The sequence below is a fragment of the Pseudomonas cavernae genome (genome assembly GCF_003595175.1).
Lineage (GTDB): Bacteria > Pseudomonadota > Gammaproteobacteria > Pseudomonadales > Pseudomonadaceae > Aquipseudomonas > Aquipseudomonas cavernae.
This window is the reverse complement of the sequence record NZ_CP032419.1, coordinates 1,427,364-1,454,197: the sequence shown is the minus strand read 5'-3', so window position 1 is coordinate 1,454,197 and position 26,834 is coordinate 1,427,364. Positions and strand designations below refer to the sequence as shown.

General features: G+C 62.9%; 23 protein-coding genes. 11 read left to right on the top strand and 12 right to left on the bottom strand.

Annotated elements, in window-relative coordinates:
- Positions 1 to 45: 45 nt before the first annotated feature.
- The 11 genes from lpxD to rpsB form a co-directional block, all read right to left on the bottom strand.
- Positions 46 to 1,107, bottom strand: coding sequence for a UDP-3-O-(3-hydroxymyristoyl)glucosamine N-acyltransferase (gene lpxD, locus D3880_RS06685; protein WP_420800849.1), 1,062 nt, complete (start codon positions 1,105 to 1,107; stop codon positions 46 to 48).
- A gap of 2 nt (positions 1,108 to 1,109) precedes the next feature.
- On the bottom strand, positions 1,110 to 1,613 hold the full coding sequence (locus D3880_RS06680) for an OmpH/Skp family outer membrane protein (RefSeq protein ID WP_119892707.1): 504 nt from the start codon (positions 1,611 to 1,613) through the stop codon (positions 1,110 to 1,112).
- 45 nt (positions 1,614 to 1,658) lie between these two features.
- Positions 1,659 to 4,079, bottom strand: coding sequence for an outer membrane protein assembly factor BamA (gene bamA / locus D3880_RS06675; protein ID WP_119892706.1), 2,421 nt, complete (start codon positions 4,077 to 4,079; stop codon positions 1,659 to 1,661).
- 74 nt (positions 4,080 to 4,153) lie between these two features.
- The gene (gene rseP / locus D3880_RS06670) at positions 4,154 to 5,506 is read right to left on the bottom strand and encodes a sigma E protease regulator RseP (protein WP_119895682.1); all 1,353 of its coding nucleotides are present in this window, start codon (positions 5,504 to 5,506) and stop codon (positions 4,154 to 4,156) included.
- Between the two features lie 14 nt (positions 5,507 to 5,520).
- On the bottom strand, positions 5,521 to 6,711 hold the full coding sequence (ispC, locus tag D3880_RS06665) for a 1-deoxy-D-xylulose-5-phosphate reductoisomerase (RefSeq protein ID WP_119895681.1): 1,191 nt from the start codon (positions 6,709 to 6,711) through the stop codon (positions 5,521 to 5,523).
- Positions 6,708 to 7,535 carry a phosphatidate cytidylyltransferase gene (locus D3880_RS06660; protein ID WP_119892705.1) on the bottom strand — a complete coding sequence of 276 codons (828 nt, stop codon included), beginning with the start codon at positions 7,533 to 7,535 and terminating at the stop codon, positions 6,708 to 6,710. Before D3880_RS06660 ends, ispC begins: the two co-directional genes overlap by 4 nt.
- Entirely contained in the window at positions 7,535 to 8,293 is a 759-nt protein-coding gene (gene uppS / locus D3880_RS06655) for a polyprenyl diphosphate synthase (RefSeq protein WP_119892704.1), read from the bottom strand. Before uppS ends, D3880_RS06660 begins: the two co-directional genes overlap by 1 nt.
- Before the next feature lie 15 nt (positions 8,294 to 8,308).
- Positions 8,309 to 8,866: a ribosome recycling factor gene (frr, locus tag D3880_RS06650; protein ID WP_119892703.1), complete on the bottom strand. Its 558-nt coding sequence runs from the start codon at positions 8,864 to 8,866 to the stop codon at positions 8,309 to 8,311.
- Entirely contained in the window at positions 8,863 to 9,606 is a 744-nt protein-coding gene (gene pyrH, locus D3880_RS06645; protein WP_119892702.1) for a UMP kinase, read from the bottom strand. Before pyrH ends, frr begins: the two co-directional genes overlap by 4 nt.
- Before the next feature lie 181 nt (positions 9,607 to 9,787).
- Positions 9,788 to 10,657 carry a translation elongation factor Ts gene (gene tsf / locus D3880_RS06640; protein WP_119892701.1) on the bottom strand — a complete coding sequence of 290 codons (870 nt, stop codon included), beginning with the start codon at positions 10,655 to 10,657 and terminating at the stop codon, positions 9,788 to 9,790.
- Positions 10,658 to 10,779: 122 nt separating this feature from the next.
- Positions 10,780 to 11,520: a 30S ribosomal protein S2 gene (gene rpsB / locus D3880_RS06635; protein ID WP_119892700.1), complete on the bottom strand. Its 741-nt coding sequence runs from the start codon at positions 11,518 to 11,520 to the stop codon at positions 10,780 to 10,782.
- 325 nt (positions 11,521 to 11,845) lie between these two features.
- On the opposite strand from rpsB, the gene map reads away from it, so the two are divergent.
- From map to D3880_RS06600, 7 genes are all read left to right on the top strand, one after another.
- Positions 11,846 to 12,631 (top strand): type I methionyl aminopeptidase, encoded by a 786-nt coding sequence (gene map / locus D3880_RS06630; RefSeq protein ID WP_119892699.1) that lies wholly within the window; start codon positions 11,846 to 11,848, stop codon positions 12,629 to 12,631.
- Positions 12,632 to 12,661: 30 nt separating this feature from the next.
- Positions 12,662 to 15,361: a [protein-PII] uridylyltransferase gene (locus D3880_RS06625; RefSeq protein ID WP_119892698.1), complete on the top strand. Its 2,700-nt coding sequence runs from the start codon at positions 12,662 to 12,664 to the stop codon at positions 15,359 to 15,361.
- Positions 15,362 to 15,453: 92 nt separating this feature from the next.
- The gene (gene dapC, locus D3880_RS06620) at positions 15,454 to 16,662 is read left to right on the top strand and encodes a succinyldiaminopimelate transaminase (RefSeq protein ID WP_119892697.1); all 1,209 of its coding nucleotides are present in this window, start codon (positions 15,454 to 15,456) and stop codon (positions 16,660 to 16,662) included.
- A gap of 2 nt (positions 16,663 to 16,664) precedes the next feature.
- Positions 16,665 to 17,012, top strand: coding sequence for an ArsC family reductase (locus tag D3880_RS06615; RefSeq protein WP_119892696.1), 348 nt, complete (start codon positions 16,665 to 16,667; stop codon positions 17,010 to 17,012).
- Positions 17,013 to 17,091: 79 nt separating this feature from the next.
- The gene (gene dapD, locus D3880_RS06610; RefSeq protein ID WP_119892695.1) at positions 17,092 to 18,126 is read left to right on the top strand and encodes a 2,3,4,5-tetrahydropyridine-2,6-dicarboxylate N-succinyltransferase; all 1,035 of its coding nucleotides are present in this window, start codon (positions 17,092 to 17,094) and stop codon (positions 18,124 to 18,126) included.
- A gap of 113 nt (positions 18,127 to 18,239) precedes the next feature.
- Positions 18,240 to 19,445, top strand: coding sequence for an aminotransferase class V-fold PLP-dependent enzyme (locus tag D3880_RS06605; RefSeq protein ID WP_119892694.1), 1,206 nt, complete (start codon positions 18,240 to 18,242; stop codon positions 19,443 to 19,445).
- Positions 19,442 to 19,855, top strand: coding sequence for a SufE family protein (locus D3880_RS06600; RefSeq protein WP_119892693.1), 414 nt, complete (start codon positions 19,442 to 19,444; stop codon positions 19,853 to 19,855). The genes D3880_RS06605 and D3880_RS06600 overlap by 4 nt, the downstream gene beginning before the upstream one ends.
- 6 nt (positions 19,856 to 19,861) lie before the next feature.
- Here D3880_RS06600 and tcdA read toward each other — a convergent pair whose 3' ends face one another.
- Positions 19,862 to 20,677, bottom strand: a complete 816-nt coding sequence (tcdA, locus tag D3880_RS06595) for a tRNA cyclic N6-threonylcarbamoyladenosine(37) synthase TcdA (RefSeq protein WP_119892692.1) — start codon at positions 20,675 to 20,677, stop codon at positions 19,862 to 19,864.
- A gap of 164 nt (positions 20,678 to 20,841) precedes the next feature.
- Here tcdA and D3880_RS06590 point away from each other — a divergent pair, with 164 nt between their 5' ends.
- From D3880_RS06590 to D3880_RS06575, 4 genes are all read left to right on the top strand, one after another.
- Positions 20,842 to 21,993: an iron-containing alcohol dehydrogenase gene (locus D3880_RS06590; RefSeq protein WP_119892691.1), complete on the top strand. Its 1,152-nt coding sequence runs from the start codon at positions 20,842 to 20,844 to the stop codon at positions 21,991 to 21,993.
- A gap of 192 nt (positions 21,994 to 22,185) precedes the next feature.
- Positions 22,186 to 24,783, top strand: a complete 2,598-nt coding sequence (locus D3880_RS06585) for a glycosyltransferase (protein ID WP_119892690.1) — start codon at positions 22,186 to 22,188, stop codon at positions 24,781 to 24,783.
- Positions 24,784 to 24,875: 92 nt separating this feature from the next.
- Positions 24,876 to 26,027, top strand: a complete 1,152-nt coding sequence (gene dapE / locus D3880_RS06580) for a succinyl-diaminopimelate desuccinylase (RefSeq protein ID WP_119892689.1) — start codon at positions 24,876 to 24,878, stop codon at positions 26,025 to 26,027.
- Positions 26,028 to 26,032: 5 nt separating this feature from the next.
- Positions 26,033 to 26,833, top strand: coding sequence for a putative RNA methyltransferase (locus D3880_RS06575; RefSeq protein WP_119895680.1), 801 nt, complete (start codon positions 26,033 to 26,035; stop codon positions 26,831 to 26,833).
- Position 26,834 lies beyond the last annotated feature (1 nt).

Here is a 26,834-nt window from a genome sequence, read left to right as displayed (position 1 = left end):
TTCGGGGGAGCCTGTAGTAAAGATAAGGGACGCGCGGCGCGCGCGTCAGGCATCAGATGCAGCATCCCCGGCCGCGGTCACGGCTGCCAGGCGCTTTTCCAGTTGTTGCAGGCGGCGCGCCATATCGTCCAGCTGACGGATGCGCGCCACGCTTTTCTTCCATTCGGCCGCCGGCTGCATGGCCGTGCCGGAGGAGTAGGCACCCGGCTCAGTGATCGAGCGGGTCACCATGGTCATGCCGGTGATGAACACACCATCACAGATCTCGATATGCCCAACCAGCCCCACCCCACCGGCGAGCATGCAATGCTTGCCGATCTTGGTACTGCCGGAAATACCGACGCAGGCTGCCATGGCGGTGTGATCGCCGACCTGCACGTTGTGCGCGATCATGATCTGATTATCCAGCTTGACGCCGTTGCCGATCAGGGTATCGGCCAACGCACCGCGATCGATGGTGGTGTTGGAGCCGATCTCGACATCATCGCCGATGCTGACTCCACCGATCTGGGCGATCTTCTGCCACACGCCCTTCTCGTTGGCAAAACCGAAGCCCTCGCCACCGATCACCGCGCCCGACTGGATCACCACGCGCTTGCCGATCCTCACGTCGTGATAGAGCGTCACCCGCGGCGCCAGCCAGCCACCTTCGCCAATGACCGTACGCGCACCGACAAAACAATGCGCACCGATAGCCACACCCGCCGCAATCTGCGCGCCGCTTTCAATCACGGCGTAGGCACCGACGCTAGCACTGGCATCGACCACGGCATCGGCGGCAATCACTGCCGTCGGATGCACCAGCCCGGCAATCGCCTGCGGCTTCGGGTCGAACAAATGGGAGAGTTGCGCGTAGGCCAGATAAGGGTTGGCGATCAGCAGAGCATCACCACTGTAGCTTTGCGCATCGGTCGGGGTGAGCAGCACAGCACCGGCACGGGTGGCGGCGAGATACTTGCGATACTGCGGGTTGGCAAGAAAACTCAACTGATCTGGGCCGGCCTCGTGCAGCGTGGCCAACCCGGTGATCATCTTGTCTGCAGCGCCATGCAAGGTGGCGCCGAGGCGCTCGGCCAACTGGCCAAGGGTAAAAGCTGGCACAGCCATGATCAGCGCAGCTGGTTCATGCGCTCGATGACTTGGCGAGTGATGTCGTACTGGGGTTTGACATCGACCACTGCGCCGCGCTCCAGCACCAGATCAAAACTGCCTTTCTTGATGACTTCCTCAACGGCCTTGTCCAGATTCGGCTTGAGTTTCTTCAGCATATCGCGATCGGCGACCGCCTTGGCTTCATTGAGCTCCTTGGACTGGAACTGGAAGTCACGGGCCTTTTGCTTGAACTCAAGCTCCAGCCGCTCGCGTTCGGCTTGCGCCAGCTTCTCGCCCTCTTTCACCAGCCGGTCCTGAATGCGTTTGGCATCGCTCTCCAGGGTTTTCAGCTTGCTCAGTTGCGGACCGAACTTCTTCTCGGCATCCACGGCATAACGCTTGGCCGCATCGGACTCCAAAAGGGCCATTTGATAATTAAGCACTGCGATTTTCATCTCAGCGAATGCCGGAGTCGCCATAAGGGCGGCGGCCAACAAAACCAGTTGAGTCAACTTACGCACGGTGCACTCCTGCAAATACTGTTGTCGTTATCAAATATCGGACGATTAGAACGTCTGACCAAGGGAGAATTGGAATACCTGGGTATCCGCCTCATCCGGTTTCTTGACCGGCATGGCCAAGCTGAAACTCAACGGGCCCAGCGCGGTAATCCAGGTCAAACCGACACCCACAGAACTGGCCAGATTGTTGAGGTCGAGGTCGCAAGCCTCGTCCTTGCCACGCCCGCCCGGCACGCCATTCTTTTGCTCACTGCTGCAATTGGTGTCGAACACATTACCCACATCCCAGAACAACACCGTACGCAACTGGCGTTGATCCTTGACGAAAGGCAAGGGGAACAAATATTCCATGCCACCCTGAATCAGCACGTTGCCACCAAAGGGCAATGGGTCTTGGTCGGGGTCGGTAAAGCGACCATCGGCGCCGGCGGTACCATCAGTGATAATCGAGCCATCTGCCCGACGCGCCACGCTCGGGGTACTGCGAGGGCCGAGGCTGCTGTCTTCGAAGCCACGCACCGAGTTAAATCCACCAGCGTAATAATGCTCGTAGAACGGCAGCTCGGAAGTCGAACCATAGCTGTCGCCATAGCCGAGTTCGGTATGGAAACGCAGCGCGGTTTGCTGGGTCAACGGCTTGAAGATCTGACCGCGGTAATCGAGTTTATAAAACGACAGATCGCTGCCAGGAATGGTGCTTTCCAATACCAGACTCTGTGAATGGCCGCGGTTGGCCAGCACACCCTTGTTCAGGGTCGATTCCGACCAGCCAACGGAAGCTTTGAAGTTCGTGTAGTTGTCACCTTCCTGATCGATGAAATCCACGATCTCATCGACGGTGAAGGTGCCCGTCTTGATTTTGTCTTGCTGTGCGGTCAAGCCGTAGGTGAGACGCGAAGTCTCGCTGATCGGATAGCCGATGCTGATACCGCCGCCATAGCTATCTACCGCATAGCTGGATACATCGACATCCAGTTCATCGTAATCAGTGGTGCGATAAAAGGCGTTGTAGCCCAAGCTTACGCCATCGACAGTCCAGTAGGGGTCGACGAAGCCGAAGTTATAGCGGGTCTGGTACTCGCTGCGAGTCAGACCGATGCTGACCTTGTTGCCAGTACCGAGGAAGTTGTTCTGGCTGATGGAGCCACCAAGGATCAGGCCTGCGTTCTGGGCAAAGCCCACGCTGGCGGTGATGGAACCGGACGGCTGCTCTTCGACGCTGTAATTGACGTCAACCTGGTCATCGGTCCCCGCGACTTGCGGAGTTTCGACGCTCACTTCCTTGAAGTAGCCCAAACGCTCCAGGCGAGTCTTGGACTGATCGATCAAATAGGTAGAGGCCCAGCCACCTTCCATTTGTCGCATCTCGCGCCGCAGCACCTCGTCCTCGGTCTTGGTATTGCCACGGAAGTTGATGCGGTTGACATAAGCGCGCTTGCCGGGATCGACGACGAAGGTGATCGAAACGGTATGGTCGTCATCGTGCGCTTCCGGCACACCGTTGACGTTGGCGAAAGTGTAGCCCTCGTTACCCAAGCGCCGGGTAATCAGCTCGGAAGTGGTGGTCATCACCTTGCGCGAAAATACTTGCCCCTTCTTGACCAGCAGCAACGCCTTGACGTCATCTTCCGGGACCTTCAGGTCACCGGAGAGTTTCACCTCGCGCACGCTGTACTTCTGCCCCTCGTCGACGTTGACAGTGATATAGACGTGCTTTTTGTCCGGTGTGATGGAGACCTGGGTCGAGGAGATATCCATATTGATGTAGCCGCGATCGAGGTAGTAGGAGCGTAGACGCTCCAAGTCACCGGAAAGCTTTTCGCGGGCGTACTTGTCGTCGTTCTTGAAGAACGACAGCCAGTTGGTGGTTTTCAGTTCGAAGAGGTCGATTAACTCTTGCTCAGGGAAGACGGTGTTGCCAACCACGTTGATATGTTGAATGGCCGCAACCGTGCCCTCATTAATATTGATTTTCAACGCCACACGGTTGCGCGGTTGGGGAACCACTTCGGTCTCGATTTCGGCCGAGTAGCGCCCTTGGGCCACATATTGCCGCTGCAACTCGTTGCGCACACCTTCGAGAGTGGCGCGCTGAAAAATCTCTCCTTCCGCCAAGCCAGACTGATTCAAGCCCTTGAGCAAGTCTTCGCTCGAAATGGCCTTGTTACCTTCGATCTCGATACTGGAGATGGAGGGGCGCTCGACCACGGTGATGACCAATACATTGCCATCACGGCCTAGCTGGATATCCTGAAAAAACCCGGTTTTGAACAACGAACGGGTGGCATCGACCAGCTCACGATCATCGGCTTTGTCGCCAACGTTAAGGGGCAAAGCGCCGAATACGCTGCCGGCGGAAACCCGCTGCAAACCATTAACGCGAATATCGGAGATAGTGAAGGACTCGGCGTGAACTTCGGCGATCATCAGTGTGGCTAGCGCCACAGGCAGCAGCAGACGTTTCATGAAGTCCTTTCTTATTCCAACTGGCGATAAAAAAATCTGCCGCATAAGCGACAGATTTGTCATTCAGTAAGTCGTTACAGTCGACTCAGATCATTGACCAGGGCGAGCAACATCACCCCTATGACCAAACTGATGCCGATCTGCATCCCCCAACTCTGTATTCGTTCCGACAAGGGACGACCACGCGCCCACTCGATCAGATAAAAGAGCAGATGCCCCCCATCCAAAACGGGAATAGGCAAAAGATTCAAAACCCCCAGGCTAATGCTCAGATAGGCGAGGAAATTAAGAAAGTCCCCTACCCCGGACTGGGCTGAAGCGCCCGCCACTTTAGCAATGGTTATCGGCCCGCTCAAGTTTTTTACCGAGAGCTCGCCAAAGAGCATTTTCTTAAGTGAATCAAGGGTCAAGATGCTCATTGTCCAGGTGCGACGGAAACCTTCTCCGATTGCCTCAAGTGGCCCGAAGCTAACTTCCCGGAGCATTTCTGCCGGCCATTCGACGCCCTGAACACCAGCCCCCAAATAACCATTGCGATCCTGTTCTTTACCGCGTGCAGCCAAGGTCAAGCTCACATCCTGCCGCTGCCCTGCACGCTCGATGCGCAGCGAAATCACCTCACCCGGCCGAGCGCGTACGCTATCGACCAGTTGCTGCCAATCCTCCAGCGTCACACCATCGAGAGCCAATATGCGGTCGCCGATCTCCAAGCCCGCCGCCTGCGCCGGCCCCTCCGGATCCAATTGCGCCAATACCGGCGGAAGCTGCGGCCGCCAGGGTTTGATCCCCAGCGCCGCGATCGGGTCAGGCTCATCCACCCCCTTCAGCCAATCACGCAATACCACCTGATGCGCAGTCTCGGCCGTCGAACCCGGCTCACGAACCAGCACGTCCAACGCACCGCTTTCGCCGAGGCGGCGGACCAACTGCAGATTAACCGCCGCCCAACCAGACGTGGCCTCGCCATCAATCGCAACGATCTCCTGGCCAACCACCAAGCCAGCCTGTGCCGCCAAGCCGTCAGCCTCGACAGCACCAATCACCGGCCGTACCTGCTGACTGCCCAACATCGCCAGCAGCCAGAAAAAAAACAGCGCCAGGAGGAAATTGGCAACGGGACCGGCCGCCACTATGGCAATGCGCTGCCGCACCGATTTTCGATTGAAAGCCTGACCAAGCAGCTCGACCGGCACCTCGGCCTCACGCTCGTCGAGCATCTTGACGTATCCGCCGAGAGGTATGGCCGCAACGACGAACTCGGTGCCATGTCGGTCATGCCAACGCAGCAAGGGCGTGCCGAAGCCGACAGAAAAACGCAGCACCTTGACACCACAACGACGGGCCACCCAGAAATGCCCGAACTCGTGAAAGGTAACCAATACCCCCAGTGCCACCAGAAGGCCCAGAACCATATAAAGCGTGTTCATCATCACCCTCCAGCCTAGCGCCCGTGACGCTCAAGCCATTGTTCAGCCAATATCCGCGCACGCCTATCAGCCGCCAAAACAGCCTCGAGACTCCCCGCCTCGCCTGCTGCTTCGAGATTCAATACTTCGGTGATGATACTCGCGATCTCCGTAAAGCGGATGCGCCGCTCGAGAAACGCCGCCACCGCCACTTCATTGGCGGCATTGAGCATGGCCGGCACCGTGCCGCCCGCCTCAGCCGCCTGACGCGCCAAACGCAGGCAGGGGAAACGCGATTCGTCCGGCGGCAGGAAATCCAGCCGGGCGATGGTGAATAAATCAAGGGGGGCCACACCGGAGTCAATCCGCTCCGGCCAAGCCAGCGCATGACTGATCGGCGTACGCATATCCGGATTACCCAACTGCGCTAGCACCGAACCATCGACATAGTCGACCAGAGAGTGAATGACACTTTGCGGATGGATCACCACTTCGACCTGATCCGGCTGGGCATCGAACAGCCAGCAGGCCTCGATCAGCTCCAACCCCTTGTTCATCATGCTGGCAGAATCTACCGAGATCTTGCGCCCCATGGACCAATTCGGGTGCGCACAGGCCTGCTCCGGGGAAACCTGCGCCAACGCCGGCAAGGGCGTTTCACGGAAGGGACCGCCTGAAGCAGTGAGGAGAATGCGGCGCACCCCGCTGCGTGCCAAGCCATGGGCATAATCCACCGGCAGGCATTGGAAAATGGCATTGTGCTCGCTGTCGATCGGCAACAACACCGCGCCACTCTTGCGCACTGCTTGCATGAACAAGGCGCCGGACATCACCAGGGCCTCCTTGTTCGCCAGCAGCACCTTCTTGCCCGCCTCCACGGCAGCCAGGGTCGGCTTGAGCCCTGCCGCGCCGACAATCGCCGCCATCACCGCATCCACCGCAGGATCCGAAGCCACCGCACACAATCCTGCCTCGCCGGACAATACGCGAGTACTCAAACCGGCGGCGATCAGCCCCTCCTGAAGATGTCGCGCCGCAGCAGCGTCGGGCACCACCGCATAACGCGGCCGATGCTGCAGACACAACACCTCTAATTCAGCCAGACGGGAAAAACCCGTGAGGGCGAAAACCTGATAGCGCCCAGGGTGCCGGGCAATCACATCCAGCGTGCTAAGACCGATGGAGCCTGTCGCCCCCAGCACTGTGATTTGTTGCGGGCGGCTCACAGCGCCCCCCAGCCCGCGATCCACAGCAGCACGGCGAAAACCGGAATCGCAGCTGTCAGGCTGTCGATACGATCGAGCACGCCACCATGCCCCGGCAGCAGATTACTGCTGTCTTTCACCCCAGCCTGACGCTTGAACATGCTTTCGGTCAGATCACCCACCACCGAAATCAGGACTACCGCTGCAGCACCCAGCAGACCGAAGATGAAATCCGCTCCTGCCCATTGGCGATAGCAACCGACTGCCGCAGCAATCAGCAGGCTGAGCAGCAGACCGCCGAGCAGGCCTTCCCAACTCTTGCCAGGACTGACCTGTGGCGCCAGCTTGCGCCGGCCAAAAGCCTTACCGGAAAAATAGGCGCCGATATCCGCCGCCCAGACCAGCACCATCACCGCGATGATCAGCCAGTTGGCCAGCGGCCACTCCTTGAGGAGTACCAACCCTTGCCAGGCAGGGAGGAGAATCAACAGACCAATCAACGCCCTTGCTGAAGTGCCGGTCCAAAAGCGGCTTGTCGCGGGATAGCCCAATACCAGCACGGTGGCGAACAACCACCACAGCAGCGCCGCCAACAGGATCACCCCGGCTAGCCAGGGCAGCGTTTCGCGGGACAGATAGAGCAGCAGGATCAGCCCGCCAACCACGGCAGCATAAGCCGCACGCGCAACCCGGCTCATGAAGCCGGCCAAACGCGCCCACTCCCAGGCACCTAGTGTCACCACCGCAGCGATAAACAGCGCGAAAGCCCCGCCATCCAGCAGAAAAAAACCGCCGAGCGCGATAGGCAGCAAGATCAAGGCGGTGATGATGCGTTGTTTCAACATTATTTGTTCCGCATCTCGGCTTCCACCTGCTCACTGGTCTTGCCGAAGCGGCGTTGGCGGGTAGCGTAGTTGGCCAGCGCCTTGCGCATGGCCTCGTGTTTGAAATCCGGCCAAAGCAGGTCGGAAAAATACAGCTCGGCGTAGGCCAGCTGCCACAGCAGAAAATTACTGATGCGGTGCTCACCACCAGTCCGAATACACAGGTCCGGCAAAGGCAGCCCAGCGGTAACCAAGTTGCCCTGGAGCAGTTGCGGAGTGATCGCCTCGGGCTGCAGCCGCCCAGCCTGAACCTCACCCGCCAGGCGCTGGGCAGCCTGGACGATATCCCATTGACCGCCATAGTTGGCGGCAACCTGCAGGACGAAGCGGGCTTCTCCGGAGGTAAGGGCCTCGGCCTCGGCCATGGCAGCCTGCAACTCCGGATGGAAGCGCGAACGATCACCGATGATCCGCAAGCTGATGCCATTGACCTTCAACCGCTTCACTTCGCGACGCAGGGCCCTGAGAAACAGCTCCATCAAGGCACTGACCTCATCGGCCGGGCGCTGCCAGTTTTCACTGGAAAAGGCGAAGAGGGTCAATACCTCAACCCCCGCCTCGGCGCACGCCTCGATCACCGCCCGCACCGCATCCACGCCCGCCTTGTGTCCGGCAACGCCGGGCAGCAGACGCTTCTTTGCCCAGCGATTATTCCCGTCCATGATGATGGCCACATGGCGTGGCACATTTGCTGAGGGCACTTTCTCCGCCTTGTCCATATGCAGCGCAGGCCGTCAAACGGCCATCAGATCCGCTTCTTTCTGCTTCATAGCCACTTCGATATCCGCCACGAACTTGTCCGTCAGCTTCTGGATATCATCTGCGGCACGACGCTCTTCGTCTTCGCTGATGTCTTTCTCTTTGACCAGATCCTTGAACTGACTCAGCGCATCGCGACGGATATTGCGCACAGCCACACGAGCCTCTTCCGCAGCATCACGAGCCTGCTTGGTGAAGCCCTTGCGGGTCTCTTCAGTCAAGGCAGGCATCGAGATCAGAAGGAGCTCACCCAGGTTCGTCGGGTTGAACCCCAACCCGGAACTCTGGATAGCCTTGTCGACCGCAGCCAGCATGCTGCGCTCGAAAGCCACCACTTGCAGCGTGCGGGAATCCTTGACGGTCACGTTCGCGACCTGGTTCAGAGGTGTGTCGACACCATAATAAGGCACCATCACCCCACCCAGAATGCTCGGATGCGCCTGGCCAGTACGGATTCGGCTGAACGCGTGAGCCAGCGATTCCAGGGTTTTCTTCATGCGCTCCTGCGCGTCCTGTTTAATCTCGTTAATCATTGCTCGCCCTCCTCAATCAGAGTTCCTTCGGCGCCACCCACCACGACATTCAGCAGGGCACCCGGCTTGTTCATGTTAAAGACCCGCAGTGGCATGGCGTGATCACGGCATAGACAAATGGCCGTCAGGTCCATGACCCCGAGTTTGCGGTCCAGCACTTCGTCATAAGTCAACCGCTCGAACTTCTCTGCATGCGGATCCTTGAATGGATCGGCGGTATACACGCCGTCGACCTTGGTGGCTTTCAGGACCATATCGGCATCGATCTCGATAGCACGCAGGCATGCCGCAGAGTCGGTGGTGAAAAACGGGTTACCGGTACCCGCCGCGAAGATCACCACTTCACCGGTTTTCAGGTGGCGCATGGCCTTACGACGATCGTAATGATCGGTCACGCCGACCATGGAGATTGCCGACATAACAATCGCCGGGATATTCGAACGCTCTAGGGCATCGCGCATGGCCAGGGCATTCATCACCGTGGCCAGCATGCCCATATGATCGCCAGTCACCCGGTCCATGCCTGCGGCGCTCAGGGCGGCGCCACGGAACAGATTACCGCCCCCGATCACCAAACCGACCTGCACCCCGATACCGACCAACTGACCGACTTCCAAGGCCATGCGATCCAGGACCTTGGGATCGATACCGAATTCTTCCGACCCCATCAGGGCTTCGCCGCTTAGTTTGAGCAGAATGCGTTTATAGCGAGGTTGGCGACCACTCACCTGCTGAGCCATTGCGTATCTCTCCTGCGGCGTTGTTTCTGGGAAACCCGAGAGGTTTCGTATTGTTACCGGGCAGTCAGACCACTGCCAGGTAAATTGGTGCAGCGCAAACGACCCATTATGCCCCGCGCTTTGCAAAAGAGGCTGCACGCGTAAGCGGGCAGCCTCTTCGATACGACAGTATGAAACCGTCTTACTGCTTGGTGGCAGCGACCTGAGCAGCAACTTCGGCGGCGAAGTCGACTTCGGCCTTCTCGATGCCTTCGCCCACTTCGTAGCGGATGAAGGAAACGATTTCAGCGCCGGCTTTCTTGGCCAGATCGCCGACTTTGATTTCCGGATCCTTGACGAACGGCTGTTCGACCAGGCTGGCTTCGGCAAGGAACTTGTTGATACGGCCCTTGACCATGTTCTCGACGATGTTTTCCGGCTTGCCGGCGATCTTCTCGGCGTTCAGCGCCAGGAAGATTTCTTTTTCCTTGGCGATAGCTTCTTCGGAAACCTGCGCAGGATTGACGAACTGCGGGTTGCTGGCAGCCACGTGCATGGCGATTTCTTTGGCCAGCTCGGCGTCACCGCCTTTCAGAGCCACCAGAACACCGATACGGTTACCGTGCAGGTAAGCGCCAACCACATCAGCCTCAACGCGAGCCAGGCGACGGATGTTGACGTTTTCGCCACACTTGGCGACCAGCGCTTCGCGAGCCGACTCTTGCGAGGCGATCAGCGGAGCGGCGTCGATCAGCTTCTCGGCGAAGGCTTTCTCGACGCTGTCAGCAACGAAGTTCTTGAAATCGTCCTGCAGGGCCAGAAAGTCGGTCTGCGAGTTGACTTCGATGATCACGGCAGCCTTGTTGTCGGCAGCCACTTTCACCGAGATGGAACCCTCGGCAGCAATGTTGCCAGCCTTTTTGGCGGCCTTGATGGCGCCAGCAGCGCGCATGTCGTCGATGGCTTTCTCGATGTCGCCGCCGGCAGCGGTCAGCGCTTTCTTGCAATCCATCATGCCTTGGCCAGTGCGCTCGCGCAGTTCTTTAACCAGGGCTGCAGTAATTTCTGCCATGTTCTTAATCCTCTTGAATCGGTAGTTAACCATTCAACCCGGATACCGGGTACAAATTCCAAAGTGGCAAAAAGGGGGCCTAGCCCCCTTCTTGCGCAACGGGTGACGATGGTCGCCCGCTATCAGCCTTCGCTGGCCTGGGAGGCAGCTTCTTCGACGAACTCGTCGGTGCCACCGCCAGCGTTGCTGCGACCACGGATCACGGCGTCGGCCATGGCGCCCATGTACAACTGGATGGCGCGAATGGCGTCATCGTTGCCCGGGATGATGTAGTCCACGCCTTCCGGGCTGCTGTTGGTATCGACGATGCCGATAACCGGGATGCCCAGCTTGTTCGCTTCGGTGATGGCGATGCGCTCGTGGTCAACGTCGATCACGAACAGCGCGTCCGGCAGGCCGCCCATATCCTTGATACCACCAAGGCTGCGATCCAGTTTTTCCAGATCACGGGTGCGCATCAGGGCTTCTTTCTTGGTCAGCTTGGCGAAAGTGCCGTCCTGGGACTGGGTTTCCAGCTCGCGCAGGCGCTTGATCGAAGCACGGATGGTCTTGTAGTTGGTGAGCATGCCGCCCAACCAGCGGTGATCGACGAACGGCGAACCACAACGAGCCGCTTCTTCACTGACGATCTTGCCAGCGGAACGCTTGGTGCCGACGAACAGAATCTTGTTCTTGCCAGCAGCCAGCTTCTCAACGAAGGACAGAGCTTCGTTGAACATCGGCAGGGTTTTTTCGAGGTTGATGATGTGAATCTTGTTGCGCGCACCGAAAATGAATTTGCCCATTTTCGGGTTCCAGTAACGGGTCTGGTGGCCGAAGTGCACACCGGCCTTCAGCATATCGCGCATATTGACTTGGGACATGATAGTTCCTTAAGTAAGTCGGGTTAGGCCTCCACGCATCCCGATGACCAACCCCCAGCCCTAGCCGAGAGGCACCCAGGTCACCGTGTCGATACGTGTGCGGGTTAAGCTTTACGGGCTACAGCCCAGAAAGCGGCGCATTTTATATCACACTAAGCCGATAGCTGGAAGCCAAGCCTCGCCTACTCCCAACAACAAGCAGATCCGCCCCACCCCGATCACCTGCGCCCTTGACCCCGCCAGCCGCCTGCAGCTTGTCACTTTATTGCGTTAGAATCCTTCCTTCACTTTTTAGCCTTGCGCCTGGCGCACCAAGAGAGTCCGCATGACCGTCACGATCAAGACGCCCGAGGAAATCGAAAAGATGCGCGTGGCCGGCCGTCTGGCCGCCGAAGTGCTGGAGATGATCGGCGAGCACGTCAAGCCCGGCGTCACCACCGAGGAACTGGACCGCATCTGCCACGACTATATCGTCAACGTCCAGCAGGCCATCCCGGCGCCGCTCAACTACAAGGGCTTCCCCAAGTCGATCTGCACCTCGATCAACCACGTCGTCTGCCACGGCATCCCTAATGACAAGCCGCTGAAGGATGGTGATGTGCTGAACATCGACATCACCGTGATAAAAGATGGCTATCACGGCGACACCAGCAAGATGTTCATGGTCGGCAAGGTCGCCGAATGGGCCGAGCGTCTGGCCAAGATCACTCAAGAGTGCATGTATAAAGGCATCGAACTGGTCCGCCCGGGCGCGCGCCTCGGCGATATCGGCGAGGTGATCCAGAAGCATGCCGAGAAGAACGGTTTTTCCGTGGTGCGGGAATATTGCGGCCACGGCATCGGCAAGGTCTTCCACGAGGAGCCGCAGGTGCTGCATTACGGCCGCGCCGGTACCGGTATGGAGCTGAAGGAAGGCATGACCTTCACCATCGAGCCGATGATCAACCAGGGCCGCCCGGAAACCCGTCTGCTCGGCGACGGCTGGACCGCCATCACCAAGGACCGCAAGCTCTCGGCGCAGTGGGAACACACCATTCTGGTGACCGCCGACGGCTACGAAATCATGACCCTGCGCAGCGACGACACCATCGCCCGCACTTCGGCCCTCTAGGCCGTTCTCGCTCGTTAAAAGGAAGGCTGCATGCCGCAGGTGGATCCCGAGTTGTTCGATCGCGGGCAGTTCCAGGCGGAACTGGCCTTGAAGTCCAGCCCTATCGCGGCCTTCAAGAAAGCCATTCGCGGCGCCCACGAGGTGCTCGATGCTCGCTTCCGCCAGGGCCGCGACATCCGCCGTCTGGTGGAGGATCGCGCCTGGTTCACCGACCAGATCCTGCGTGAAGCCTGGGCGCGCTTCGACTGGTGCGAAGACGCCGATATTGCCCTGCTGGCGGTCGGCGGCTACGGCCGCGGCGAACTGCACCCGTATTCCGACATCGACCTGCTAATCCTGCTCGACAGCGCCGATCACGAGACCTTCCGCGAGCCGATCGAACGCTTTCTCACCCTGCTCTGGGACATCGGCCTGGAAGTCGGCCAGAGCGTGCGCTCGGTGGACGAGTGCGCCGAAGAGGCACGCGCCGACCTGACGGTAGTCACCAACCTGATGGAAAGCCGCACCCTGGCCGGCCCCGAACGTCTGCGCCAGCGCATGATCGAAGTCACCGGCTCCGACAAGATGTGGCCGAGCAAGCACTTCTACCTGGCCAAGCGCAAAGAACAGCGCGACCGCCACGCCAAGTACAACGACACCGAGTACAACCTGGAGCCCAACGTCAAAGGCTCGCCCGGTGGCTTGCGCGACATTCAGACCATTCTCTGGGTCGCGCGCCGGCACTTCGGCACCCTCAACCTGCACGCCATGGTCGGCCAGGGCTTCTTGCTCGAGAGCGAATACGCGTTGCTGGCCTCCTCCCAGGAGTTCCTCTGGAAGGTGCGCTACGCCCTGCACATGCTCGCCGGGCGCGCCGAGGATCGCTTGCTGTTCGACCACCAGCGCAGCATCGCCGGCCTGCTCGGCTTCGACGACAGCGACGCCAAGCGCGCCATCGAACGCTTCATGCAGAAGTACTACCGCACGGTGATGAGCATCGCCGAGCTCAGCGAACTGATAGTCCTGCATTTCGAGGAAGCCATCCTGCGCGCCGGCGAGACTGGCCAGCCGCGGCCGCTGAACAGCCGCTTCCAGGTACGCGACGACTATATCGAGGTGACCCACCCGAACGTCTTCAAGCGCACCCCCTTCGCGATCATGGAAATCTTCGTGCTGATGGCCCAGCACCCGGAAATCAAGGGGGTGCGCGCCGACACCATCCGCCTGCTGCGCGACCATCGCCACCTGATCGACGACGAGTTCCGCGGCGACATCCGCAATACCAGCCTGTTCATCGAGCTGTTCAAGTCCGCACAGGGCATCCACCGCAACCTGCGACGGATGAACCGCTACGGCATCCTCGGCCGCTACCTGCCGGAGTTCGGTTATATCGTCGGGCAGATGCAGCACGACCTGTTCCACATCTACACCGTCGATGCGCACACGCTGAATCTGATCAAGCACCTGCGCAAGCTCAAGTGGCCGGAGTTGGCGGAAAAGTTCCCGCTAGCCAGCAAGCTGATGGACAAGCTGCCCAAGCCCGAACTGATCTACCTCGCCGGCCTCTACCACGACATCGGCAAGGGCCGTGGCGGCGACCATTCCGAACTGGGCGCGGTGGATGCCGAAGCTTTCTGCCGGCGCCACCAGCTGCCGACCTGGGACAGCCGGCTGATCGTCTGGCTGGTGCAGAACCATCTAGTGATGTCGACCACCGCCCAGCGCAAGGACCTCTCCGACCCGCAGGTGATCCATGACTTCGCGCAACTGGTCGGCGACCAGACGCGCCTGGACTACCTCTATGTGCTGACCATCGCCGACATCAATGCCACCAACCCGAGCCTGTGGAACTCCTGGCGCGCCAGCCTGCTGCGCCAGCTGTACACCGAGACCAAGCGCGCCCTGCGCCGTGGCCTGGAGAATCCGCTGGACCGCGAGGAGCAGATCCGCCAGACGCAGAGCGCGGCGCTGGACATCCTGGTGCGCGCCGGCACCGATCCGGACGAAGCCGAGCAGCTATGGACCCAGCTCGGCGACGACTACTTCCTGCGCCACACCGCCGGCGACGTGGCCTGGCATACCGATGCCATCCTCCAGCACGGCAAGCGCCCTGAGCCGCTGGTGCTGATCAAGGAGACCACCCAGCGTGAATTCGAGGGCGGCACGCAGATCTTCATCTACGCGCCGGACCAGCACGACTTCTTCGCCGTGACCGTGGCGGCCATGGACCAGCTCAACCTGAACATCCACGACGCCCGGGTGATCACCTCGAGCAGCCAGTTCACCCTCGACACCTACATAGTGCTCGATACTGATGGCGGCTCGATCGGCGACGATCCTGCGCGAATCAAGCAAATTCGTCAGGGACTGGTGGATGCGCTGAAGAACCCCGACAACTACCCGGCGATCATCCAGCGCCGCGTGCCGCGCCAGCTCAAGCATTTCGCCTTCGCGCCGCAGGTGACCATTTCCAACGACGCGCAGCGGCCGGTGACCATGCTGGAAATCACCGCACCGGACCGGCCCGGCCTGCTGGCGCGGATCGGTAAGATCTTCCTGGATTTCGACCTGTCGCTGCAGAACGCCAAGATCGCCACCCTCGGCGAGCGCGTCGAAGACGTATTCTTCATTACCGACGCGCACAACCAGCCGCTATCCGATCCGGAGCTGTGCGCGCGCTTGCAGGAAGCGATCATCGCCCAGCTGTCACCGACCGGCGGCCAGATCGAGCCGTCCCGCATTAGCATTTGAACCCTTGGGGTGCAGCGCGGCCGCCCGCCGTGCTGCACCAGACTTGTTCCACCGGCGGCGCGCTGCGCCGCATTGATTGACGTCCGACACGCATGAACAACGCCCTGAACCAGTTGCAGCCTTACCCTTTTGAGAAACTCCGCGCCCTGCTCGCCGGCGCCCAGCCGCCGGCGGACAAGAACCCGATCGCCCTGTCCATCGGCGAACCCAAGCACCGTTCGCCGAGCTTCGTCGCCGAAGCGCTGAGCGCCAACCTCGAGCAACTGGCGGTGTACCCGACCACCCTCGGCATCCCCGCCCTGCGCGAGGCCATCGCCCAGTGGTGCGAGCGGCGCTTCGGCGTGCCGGCCGGCTGGCTGGACGCCGCCCGCCATGTGTTGCCGGTCAACGGCACCCGCGAGGCGCTGTTCGCCTTCACCCAGACAGTGGTCAAGCGTGCTGACTCTTCACAAGAACCGGGCCTGGTGGTCAGCCCCAACCCCTTCTACCAAATCTACGAAGGCGCGGCCCTGCTCGCCGGCGCCGAGCCGCATTATCTGCCATGCCTGGCGGAGAACGGCTTCAACCCGGACTTCGACGCGGTCAGCGCCGAGACCTGGCAGCGCACACAGATCCTGTTCCTCTGTTCGCCGGGCAACCCCACCGGCGCGCTGATTCCGCTGGAAACCCTGAAGAAGCTGATCGCCCTGGCCGACCAGTACGACTTCGTCATCGCCGCCGACGAGTGCTACAGCGAGCTGTACTTCGACGAACAGAACCCGCCAGCCGGCCTGCTCAGCGCCTGCGCCGCCCTCGGCCGCAGCGACTTCAAACGCTGCGTGGTGTTCCACAGCCTGTCCAAGCGCTCCAACCTGCCGGGCCTGCGCTCCGGCTTCGTCGCCGGCGACGCCGAGATCCTCAAGGCCTTCCTGCTCTACCGCACCTATCACGGCTGCGCCATGCCGATACAGACCCAGTTGGCCAGCGTCGCCGCCTGGAACGATGAAGTGCACGTGCGCGCCAACCGCGCGCTGTACCGCGAGAAGTTCGACGCGGTGCTGGATATCCTCGCCCCGGTGATGGATGTGCAGCGTCCGGATGGCGGCTTCTACCTGTGGGCGCAAACCCCGGTGGACGACCAGACCTTCACCCGCGAGCTGTTCGCCCGCGAGCACGTCACCGTGGTGCCGGGCTCCTACCTGTCGCGCGAAGTCGAGGGCTTCAACCCCGGCGCCGGCCGTGTGCGCATGGCCCTGGTCGCGCCGCTGGCCGAGTGCGTGGAGGCCGCCCAACGCATCCGCCACTACCTCCAGGGACTCTGACCATGAGCATCACCCTCTACGGCATCAAGGCTTGCGACACCATGAAGAAGGCCCGCACCTGGCTCGACGAGCAGGGCGTGAGCTACAGCTTCCACGACTACAAGGCCTCCGCCATCGACCGCGCCAGCCTGGAGAAATGGTGCGCCGAGCATGGCTGGCAGACCGTGCTGAACCGCGCCGGCACCACCTTTCGCAAGCTGGATGACGCGCAGAAGGCCGATCTCGACCAGGGTAAGGCCATCGAACTGATGCTCGCCCAACCATCGATGATCAAGCGTCCAGTGCTCGCTCTCGACGGGCGCACCCTGGTCGGTTTCAAGCCGGAACAATACGCGGCCGCACTCAGCTAACCCACGGCTGCGCCGCCTGACCGAGCCTGTCGCTCGGCCGCCGCGCAGCCTTATCTCCCTTTAAGCACGAGGAATGACCATGCCCAACACTCTCTATAGCCTGGCCTTCGGGGTCGGCACCCAGAACCGCCAGGGCAACTGGCTGGAAGTCTTCTATGCCCAGCCGCTGCTCAACCCGGCTGCCGACCTAGTGGCCAAGGTGGCCGCCAAGCTCAACTACAGCGGCGGCAATCAGGCCATCGCCATCAGCACCACCCAGGCCGCCGAGCTGGCCGATGCGCTGAAAGGCGTCGACGCCGCCCAGGCCGCGCTGCTCACCCGCCTGGCCGAGAGTCAGCGGCCACTGGTCGTCACCCTGCTGGCCGAGGACGCCGCGCCGACCTCCACTCCCGAGGCCTACCTCAAGCTGCACCTGCTCTCCCACCGCCTGGTCAAGCCGCACGGGCAGAACCTCACCGGCATCTTCCCGCTGCTGCCGAACGTGGCCTGGACCAGCCAGGGCGCCATCGACCTCAGCGAACTGGCCGAGCGCCAGCTGGAAGCACGCCTGAAGGGCGAGCTGCTGGAAGTCTTCTCGGTGGACAAGTTCCCGAAAATGACCGACTACGTGGTGCCGAGCGGCGTGCGCCTGGCCGACAGCGCCCGCGTGCGTCTGGGTGCCTACATCGGTGAAGGCACCACGGTGATGCACGAGGGCTTCGTCAACTTCAACGCCGGCACCGAAGGCCCGGGCATGATCGAAGGCCGCGTGTCCGCCGGCGTGTTCGTCGGCAAGGGCTCGGACCTCGGCGGCGGCTGCTCGACCATGGGTACCCTGTCCGGCGGCGGCAACATCGTCATCTCGGTCGGCGAAGGCTGCCTGATCGGCGCCAATGCCGGCATCGGCATCCCGCTCGGCGACCGCAACATCGTCGAAGCCGGCCTGTACATCACCGCCGGCACCAAGGTGGCGCTGCTCGACGAGCAGAACCAGTTGGTGAAAGTGGTCAAGGCCCGCGACCTGGCCGGTCAAGCCGACCTGCTGTTCCGCCGCAACTCGCAGAACGGCGCGGTCGAATGCAAGACCAACAAGACCGCCATCGAGCTGAACGAGGCGCTGCACGCGCACAACTAATAGATTGGTTTGAGTCTGCGGCACAGGCCAGACATCTAGTCTGGCCTGTGCCCGCTACGCTTTCAGCTCAACCTTTGCCAGACTCTTCTGGAACGCGTTAGAAGCCAATCGCCATGTCCCTACCCTCCCCCTGGCGCACCGATTTCCCGGCCCTCGCGGCCCTCGAAGCCGAAGGCCAGACCTACCTCGACAGCGCCGCCACCAGCCAGAAGCCGCAAGCGGTGCTCGATGCCCTGCTCGGCTACTACGTCAGCGGCGCGGCCAACGTTCATCGCGCCCAGCACCTGCCCGGCGAACGCGCCACCCGGGCCTTCGAGGCGACCCGCAGCAAGGTCGCGCAGTGGCTGAACGCCGCCTCGCCGGCGCAGATCCTGTTCACCCGCGGCACCACCGAGGCGATCAACCTGCTGGCCTATGGCCTGGAAACGCAGTTTCACCCCGGCGAGCAGATCGTCGTCAGCGCCCTCGAACACCACGCCAACCTGCTGCCCTGGCAACAACTGGCGCAGCGGCGCGGGCTGGAACTGCTGATTCTGCCGCTGAGCGCCGACGGCAGCATCGACCTCGACCAGGCGGCGCAGCTGATCGGCCCGCGCTGCCGCCTGCTGGCGGTCAGCCAGCTGTCCAACGTGCTCGGCCGCTGGCAGCCGCTGCCCGAACTGCTGGCCCTGGCCAAGGCACGCGGTGCCCTGACCCTGGTGGACGGCGCCCAGGGCGCGGTGCATGGCCGCCACGACGTGCCGGCACTGGGCTGCGACTTCTACGTATTTTCCAGCCATAAGCTCTACGGCCCGGACGGCGTCGGCGTGCTCTATGGCCGCGACGAGGCCCTGCAGCGCCTGCAGCATTGGCAGTTCGGCGGCGAGATGGTGCAGGTCGCCGACTACCACGGCGCCACCTTCCGCCCCGCACCGCTCGGTTTCGAAGCGGGGACGCCGGCGATCGCCGCGGTGATCGGCCTGGGCGCGGCGCTGGACTACCTCGCCAGCCTCGATCCGGCGGCCATCGCCGGCCATGAGGCGGCGCTGCACGCCAAGCTGCTCGCGGGCCTGGCGGCACGGGACGGCATTCGCTTGCTCGGCGAACCGCAGGTGGCGCTGGCCAGCTTCAGCGTCGAGGGCGTGCACAGCGCCGATCTGGCGCATCTACTCAGCGAACAGGGGATCGCCGTGCGCGCCGGCCATCATTGCGCCATGCCATTGCTGAAAAGTCTCGGCCTGAGCGGTGCGATTCGCGTGTCACTGGGCCTGTACAACGACTCGAGCGACCTCGAACGTTTCTTCAGCGCGCTCGACCAAGCCCTGGAACTGCTGCGATGAGCCTGCCCGCCAGTGCCAGCGAGGCGCTCGCCGCCTTCGCCACGGCCGGTGCCTGGGAACAGCGCGCGCGCCTGCTGATGCAGTGGGGGGAGCGCTTGCAACCGCTGAGCGAGGCCGAACGTTGCGACGCCAACCGCGTGCAGGGCTGCGAAAGCCAGGTCTGGTTGGTCGCCAAGGTGCAGGACGGCCGCTGGCAGTTCCGCGCCGCCAGCGATGCCCGGCTGCTGCGCGGCCTGCTGGCGCTGCTGCTGGCGCGGGTCGAAGGGCTGTCCGCGCAGGACTTGGCGGCAGTCGATCTGGCCGACTGGTTCGCCCGGCTCGGCCTGGCCCGTCAGCTGTCGCCCTCGCGCAGCAACGGCCTCAACGCGGTACTGCAGCGCATGCGCGAGCTGACCCTGCGCGCCCTGTAGGCTGGATTAAGAACCTGGGGCGGCCTTGCGCTCCGCCGGCCGCCGCGCGCCGGCCACCAGCTTGTCCACGGTCTTGGCCGCCGCGGCCATGCCGAAGCTGGCGGTGACCATCATCACCGCGCCGAAACCGCCGGCGCAGTCGAGTTTCACCCCTTCACCGACGAAGCCCTTGGTCTGACACACCGTGCCGTCCGGCTTCGGGTAGCGCAGCTGCTCGGTGGAAAACACGCAGGGCACGCTGTAGGTGCGCCCCGGCGTACGCGAGAAGCCGTAGTCGCGGCGCAGGGTCGAGCGCACCTTGGCGGCCAGCGGGTCATTGAAAGTCTTGTTGAGGTCGGCGATCTGGATCTGGGTCGGGTCGATTTGCCCGCCGGCGCCACCGGTGGTGACGATCTGGATCTTGCGTCGCTTGCACCAGGCGATCAGCGCGGCCTTGGCCGCCACGCTGTCGATGCAGTCGATCACCGCGTCGAACTGCTCGATGATGTACTCGGCCATGGTCTCGCGGGTGACGAAGTCGGCCACCGCGTGCACCACGCAGGCCGGATTGATGGCGCGCAGGCGCGTGGCCATGGCCTCGACCTTGGCCTGGCCAACCGCACCGTCGAGGGCATGCACCTGGCGGTTGGTGTTGGTGATGCACACATCGTCGAGGTCGAACAGCGAGATCTCGCCGACCCCGGAACGCGCCAGCGCCTCGGCCGCCCAGGAGCCGACCCCGCCGATGCCGACCACGGCGACATGCGCGGCCGCCAGGCGCTCAAGGCCGTCGCGGCCATATAGCCGGGCGATACCGCCAAAACGCTGCTCGTCGATCTGCATGACTTAGGCTCACTGGCTGAAAAGCGGGCGCGCATTATAAAAGCCTACACCGCCGGGCGACGAGACACCCTGTCGCCGGCCCCGCCCCAGGCCGGTGCAGCGCTATAGTCTGAAGTCAGGCAAACCGACTGTTGACCTGCGAGGCGACCGCAGCGGAGGTGGCCATGCGCAACTTCACCTTCTACAACCCCACCCGCCTGCACTTCGGCGCCGGGCAGATCGCCCGGTTGAGCGAGGAAATCCCGCCCAGCAGCCGGGTGCTGATCACCCTCGGCGGCGGCAGCATCTTCCAGAACGGCGTCTGGCAGCAGGTGGAAGACGCCCTCAGCGGCCATCACACCAGCCGCTTCGCCGGCATCGAGGCCAACCCGCAATTCGCCACTCTGATCCGCGGCCTGGAGCAAGCCAGGGCCGCCGCCTGCGACTTCATCCTCGCCGTCGGCGGCGGTTCGGTGATCGACGGCAGCAAGTTCATCGCCGCTGCCCTCTGCCACCCGGGCGACCCGCTCGAATTGCTGACCGGCACGCCGATCAGTGCGGCCATGCCGCTGGGCTGCGTGCTGACCCTGGCGGCCACCGGCTCGGAGAGCAACGGCAAAGGCGTGGTCAGCCACGCCGGGCGCCAGGAGAAGCTGCCATTCGCCAGCCCCCTGCTGTACCCGCGCTTCGCCATCCTCGACCCGCGCAGCACCTTCAGCCTGCCACCCCGGCAGATCAGCAACGGCGTGGTCGAGGCCTTCGTCCACACTCTCGAGCAGTACCTCACCTATCCGGCCGGCGCGCCGCTGCAGGATCGCTACGCCGAGGGCCTGCTGCGCACCCTGATCGAGGAGGGCCCGAAAGCCCTGGTCACCCCGTGCAACTATGCGGTGCGCGCCAACCTGATGCTCTGCGCTAACCAGGCGATGAACGGCGTGCTCGGCTGCGGCGTGCCGCACGACTGGAGCACCCACCTGATCGGTCACGAACTGACGGCGCTCTACCATATCGACCATGCCCAGACCTTGGCGGTGATCCTCCCGGCCCTGCTCAACGAGCGCCGCGCGGTCAAGCAGGCCAAGCTGCTGCAATATGCCGAACGGGTCTGGGACTTCAACCTCGGCAAATCCGAGGCGCGCATCGACGCCGCGATCAACGCCACCCGCGACTTCTTCCAGCGCCTGGGCGTGCCCACCCGCCTCGGCGAACACGGCCTGGATGCCGGAGCGATCCCACAGATCCTCGCCCAACTGCAACGCCACGGCCTGACCGCTCTCGGCGAGCATGCCGACCTCGACCTGGAGGGCTGCGAGCGCATACTGCTAAAGGCGCTCTGAACGGAGCTGATGAACTGCGCCAGCGCAAGCCCGCACGGTCCGCCGACGAACTTCTGCAAGCCAGGAGGGACAAAGCCTGCAGGCACCCGGCGGAATCTGTACAGGCGCCAGAGGCCGGAGTAGCATGCGCGCCGACCAGCCTGCTGCTGGCGCCATCTCTCCCTGTTCCACGCATCGGAACCTGAAACTTCTATGTCATCGCGTAAATTCGGACTCAATCTCGTGGTCTTCGTGGCAGTTGCCGCGCTGTTCACCGGTTTCTGGGCCCTCATCAACCGGCCGGTCAGCGCGCCCGACTGGCCCGAGCAGATCTCCGGCTTCTCCTTCTCGCCGTTCCGTCTGGATCAGAACCCGCAGAAGAACCAATACCCGAACGACGCGCAAATCCGCGCAGATCTGGAGCTGCTCAGCAAGCAGACCGACAACATCCGTACCTATTCGGTCGAGGGCACCCTCGCCGATATCCCGCGCCTGGCCGAAGAGTTCGGCCTACGCGTGACCCTCGGGGTGTGGATCAGCCCGGACATTGAGCGCAACGAGCGCGAGATCGCCCAGGCCATCGAGATCGCCAATTCCTCGCGCAGCGTCGTGCGCGTGGTGGTCGGCAACGAGGCGCTGTTCCGCCGCGAAATCACCGCCGACAAGCTGATCGCCTACCTCGACCGCGTGCGCGCGGCCGTCAAGGTGCCGGTCACCACCTCCGAACAGTGGCACATCTGGCAGGAACACCCCGAGCTGGCCAAGCACGTCGACCTGATCGCCGCCCACGTGCTGCCCTACTGGGAGTTCGTGCCGATGGAGGACTCCACCGATTTCGTCCTCGAACGCGCCAAGGATCTGAAGAAGCTGTTCCCGAAAAAACCGCTGCTGCTCTCCGAAGTGGGCTGGCCGAGCAACGGCCGCATGCGCGGCGGCGCCGACGCCACCCAGGCGGATCAGGCCATCTACCTGCGCACCCTGGTGCACGCGCTGAACTCCAAGGGCTACAACTATTTCGTCATCGAGGCCTTCGACCAGCCGTGGAAGGCCAGCGAAGAAGGCTCGGTCGGCGCCTACTGGGGCGTCTACAACGCCGAGCGCCAGGCGAAATTCAATTTCGAAGGCCCGGTGGTGGCGATCCCGCAATGGCGGGTGCTGGCCATCGGCTCGGTAGTTCTCGCCCTGCTGGCGCTGACTCTGATGCTGATCGACGGCAGCGCCCTGCGTCAGCGCGGCCGCACCTTCCTGACCTTCGTCGCCTTCGCCGGCGGTTCGGTGCTGGTGTGGATCGGCTACGACTACAGCCAGCAATACAGCACCTGGTTCAGCCTGACCGTCGGCCTGCTGCTCGGCGTCGGCGCCCTCGGCGTGTTCATCGTCCTGCTCACCGAAGCCCACGAACTGGCGGAGACCGTGTGGACGCGCACGCGCCGCCGGCCGTTCAGTCCGGTGCTGACCGATAGCGCCTACCGGCCCAAGGTTTCGGTGCACGTGCCCTGCTACAACGAGCCGCCGGAGATGGTCAAACAGACCCTCGACGCCCTGGCCAACCTCGACTATCCGGATTTCGAAGTCCTGATCATCGACAACAACACCAAGGACCCGGCCGTCTGGGAACCGGTGCGCGACTACTGCGCGCAGCTCGGCCCGCGCTTCAAGTTCTTCCATGTCGCGCCGCTGGCCGGCTTCAAGGGCGGCGCGCTGAACTACATCCTGCCGCACACCGCGGCGGATGCCGAAGTGATCGCGGTGATCGACTCCGACTACTGCGTCGACCGCAACTGGCTCAAGCACATGGTCCCGCACTTCGCCGATCCGAAGATCGCCGTGGTGCAGTCGCCGCAGGACTACCGCGACGGCAACGAGAGCACCTTCAAGAAGCTCTGCTATGCCGAATACAAGGGCTTCTTCCATATCGGCATGGTCACCCGCAACGACCGCAACGCGATCATCCAGCACGGCACCATGACCATGATCCGTCGCAGCGTGATGGACGAACTGCAGTGGGCCGACTGGACCATCTGCGAGGATGCTGAGCTGGGTCTGCGCGTGTTCGAGAAGGGCTATGCCGCCGCCTACGCCTACGACAGCTTCGGCAAGGGCCTGATGCCGGACACCTTCATCGACTACAAGAAGCAGCGCTTCCGCTGGGCCTACGGCGCCATCCAGATCATGAAGGGCCACGCGCGCAGCCTGTTCCTCGGCAAGGACTGCGAGCTCAAGTCCGGCCAGCGCTACCACTTCATCGCCGGTTGGCTGCCGTGGATCGCCGACGGCTTGAACATCTTCTTCACCATCGGCGCACTGCTGTGGTCGGCGGCGATGATCATCGTGCCGCAACGGGTCGACCCGCCGCTGATGATCTTCGCCATCCCGCCGCTGGCGCTGTTCTTCTTCAAGTTCGGCAAGATCATGTTCCTCTACCAGCGCGCGGTAGGCGTCGACCTGAAGCGTTCGTTCCAGGCGGCGATCGCCGGTCTGGCGCTGTCGCACACCATCGCCAAGGCGGTGTTGTACGGCACCTTCACCAAGACCATCCCGTTCTTCCGCACGCCGAAGATGGCCTCCAACCACGGCATCCTGGTGGCGCTCGCCGAAGCGCGTGAAGAGGTGTTCATCATGCTCCTGCTGTGGGGCGCGGCGGCCGGCATCGGCGTGGTCCAGGGCCTGCCCAGCGCCGACGTGAAGTTCTGGGTGACCATGCTGCTGGTGCAGTCGCTGCCCTACCTGGCGGCGCTGATCATGGCCATGCTGTCGTCTCTGCCGAAACCGGCCGAACAGGCCGTGGAAAACGAAGTGGCGGCAGTCTGATCGCCTCCGGTGTAGCGTGAAGCGGCGGCCTAATGGCCGCCGTTTTGCTTTAAGATGGCGGCCTTTCCGCCATCTGCCGTTCCGGAGCCGCAATGCCTGCCCTCTCCCCCACCCTCTCCCCCACCCTGGAGCTTGCCTGCGACCTGATCCGCCGCCCCTCGGTCACCCCGGTTGACGAGGGCTGCCAGGAGCTGATGATGCGCCGCCTGGCCGCGCTCGGCTTCCGTATCGAGCCGATGCGCATCGAAGAGGTGGAGAACTTCTGGGCCATCCGCGGCGGCGACGGTCCGGTGCTGTGCTTCGCCGGGCACACCGACGTGGTCCCCACCGGTCCGCGCGAAGCCTGGCAGCACCAGCCGTTCGAGGCGCTGATCGACGACCAGGGCATGCTCTGCGGCCGCGGCGCAGCGGACATGAAGGGCAGCCTGGCGGCGATGCTGGTGGCGGTCGAGCGCTTCGTCGCCATCCATCCGCAGCACAAGGGCGCCATCGCCTTCCTGATCACCAGCGACGAGGAAGGCCCGGCCCAGCACGGCACCAAAGCCGTGGTCGAGCGCCTGCGTGCACGCGGCGAGCGGCTGGACTGGTGCATCGTCGGCGAACCCTCGAGCACCAGCCTAGTCGGCGACGTGGTGAAGAACGGCCGCCGCGGCTCCCTCGGCTGCACCCTGAAGGTGCGCGGCGTGCAGGGCCACGTGGCCTATCCGCACCTGGCGAAGAACCCCATCCACCTGGTTGCCCCGGCGCTGACCGAACTGGCCGCCGTGCATTGGGACGACGGCAATGCCTTCTTCCCGCCGACCAGCTTCCAGATCTCCAACCTGAACGCCGGCACCGGCGCCACCAACGTGATTCCCGGCGAGCTGACGGCGGTGTTCAACTTCCGCTTCTCCACCGAATCCACGGTGGAAGGCCTGCAGCAGCGGGTCGCCGCCATATTCGACAAGCACGGCCTGGACTATCACCTCGACTGGGCGCTGTCCGGCCTGCCGTTCCTCACCGAACCCGGCGAGTTGCTCGACGCGGTGGCCGCCAGCATCAAGGCGGTGACCGGTCGTGAGACTCAGCCATCGACCAGCGGTGGCACCTCGGATGGCCGCTTCATCGCCACCCTGGGCACCCAGGTGGTCGAACTGGGGCCGGTGAACGCCACCATCCATCAGGTCGATGAGCGCATCCTCGCCAGCGATCTGGACGTGCTGACCGATATCTACCAGCAAACCCTCGAGCGGCTGCTGGCGTGAACCGGCTGATCTGTCCGCTGTGCGCCGCCGCCCTGGTCGCGGCGGACAACGGCGTGGCCTGCGCGGCCGGGCATCGCTTCGACCGTGCGCGCCAGGGTTACCTGAATCTGTTGCCGGTGCAGCACAAGAACAGCCGCGACCCGGGCGACAATCAGGCCATGGTCGAAGCACGCCGACGCTTTCTCGAAGCCGGCCACTACGCGCCGATCGCCAAGCGCCTGGCCGAACTGGCCGCCGAGCGGAAGCCCGCCGCCTGGCTGGATATCGGCTGCGGCGAGGGCTACTACACCGCGCAGATCGCCGAGGCACTGCCCCAGGCCGACGGCTATGCCCTGGACATCTCCCGCGAGGCGGTCAAACGCGCCTGCAAGCGTGCGCCGCAACTGAGCTGGTTGGTGGCGAGCATGGCGCGCATCCCGCTGGCCGATGCCAGCTGCCAGGTACTCGCCAGCGTGTTCAGCCCGCTGGACTGGAGCGAGGCCCGGCGCCTGCTCAGCGCCGGCGGCGGCCTGCTGCGCGTCGGCCCGACTCGCGAGCACCTGATCGAACTGCGCGCCCGTCTGTACGACGAGGTGCGCGCCTACGACGACGAGAAGCACCTGAGTCTGATCCCCGCCGACATGCGCCTGGCCCACAGCGAGACGCTCAGCTTCAGCCTCGCGCTGAGCAGCCCCGAAGCGCGCGCCGACCTGCTGGCGATGACCCCGCATGGCTGGCGCGCCAGTGCCGAACGCCGCGCGGCGGTGATCGAGCAGCCGTTAGAGGTCACCGTGGCGGTGCGCTACGATTGGTTTCAACTCAACTAAT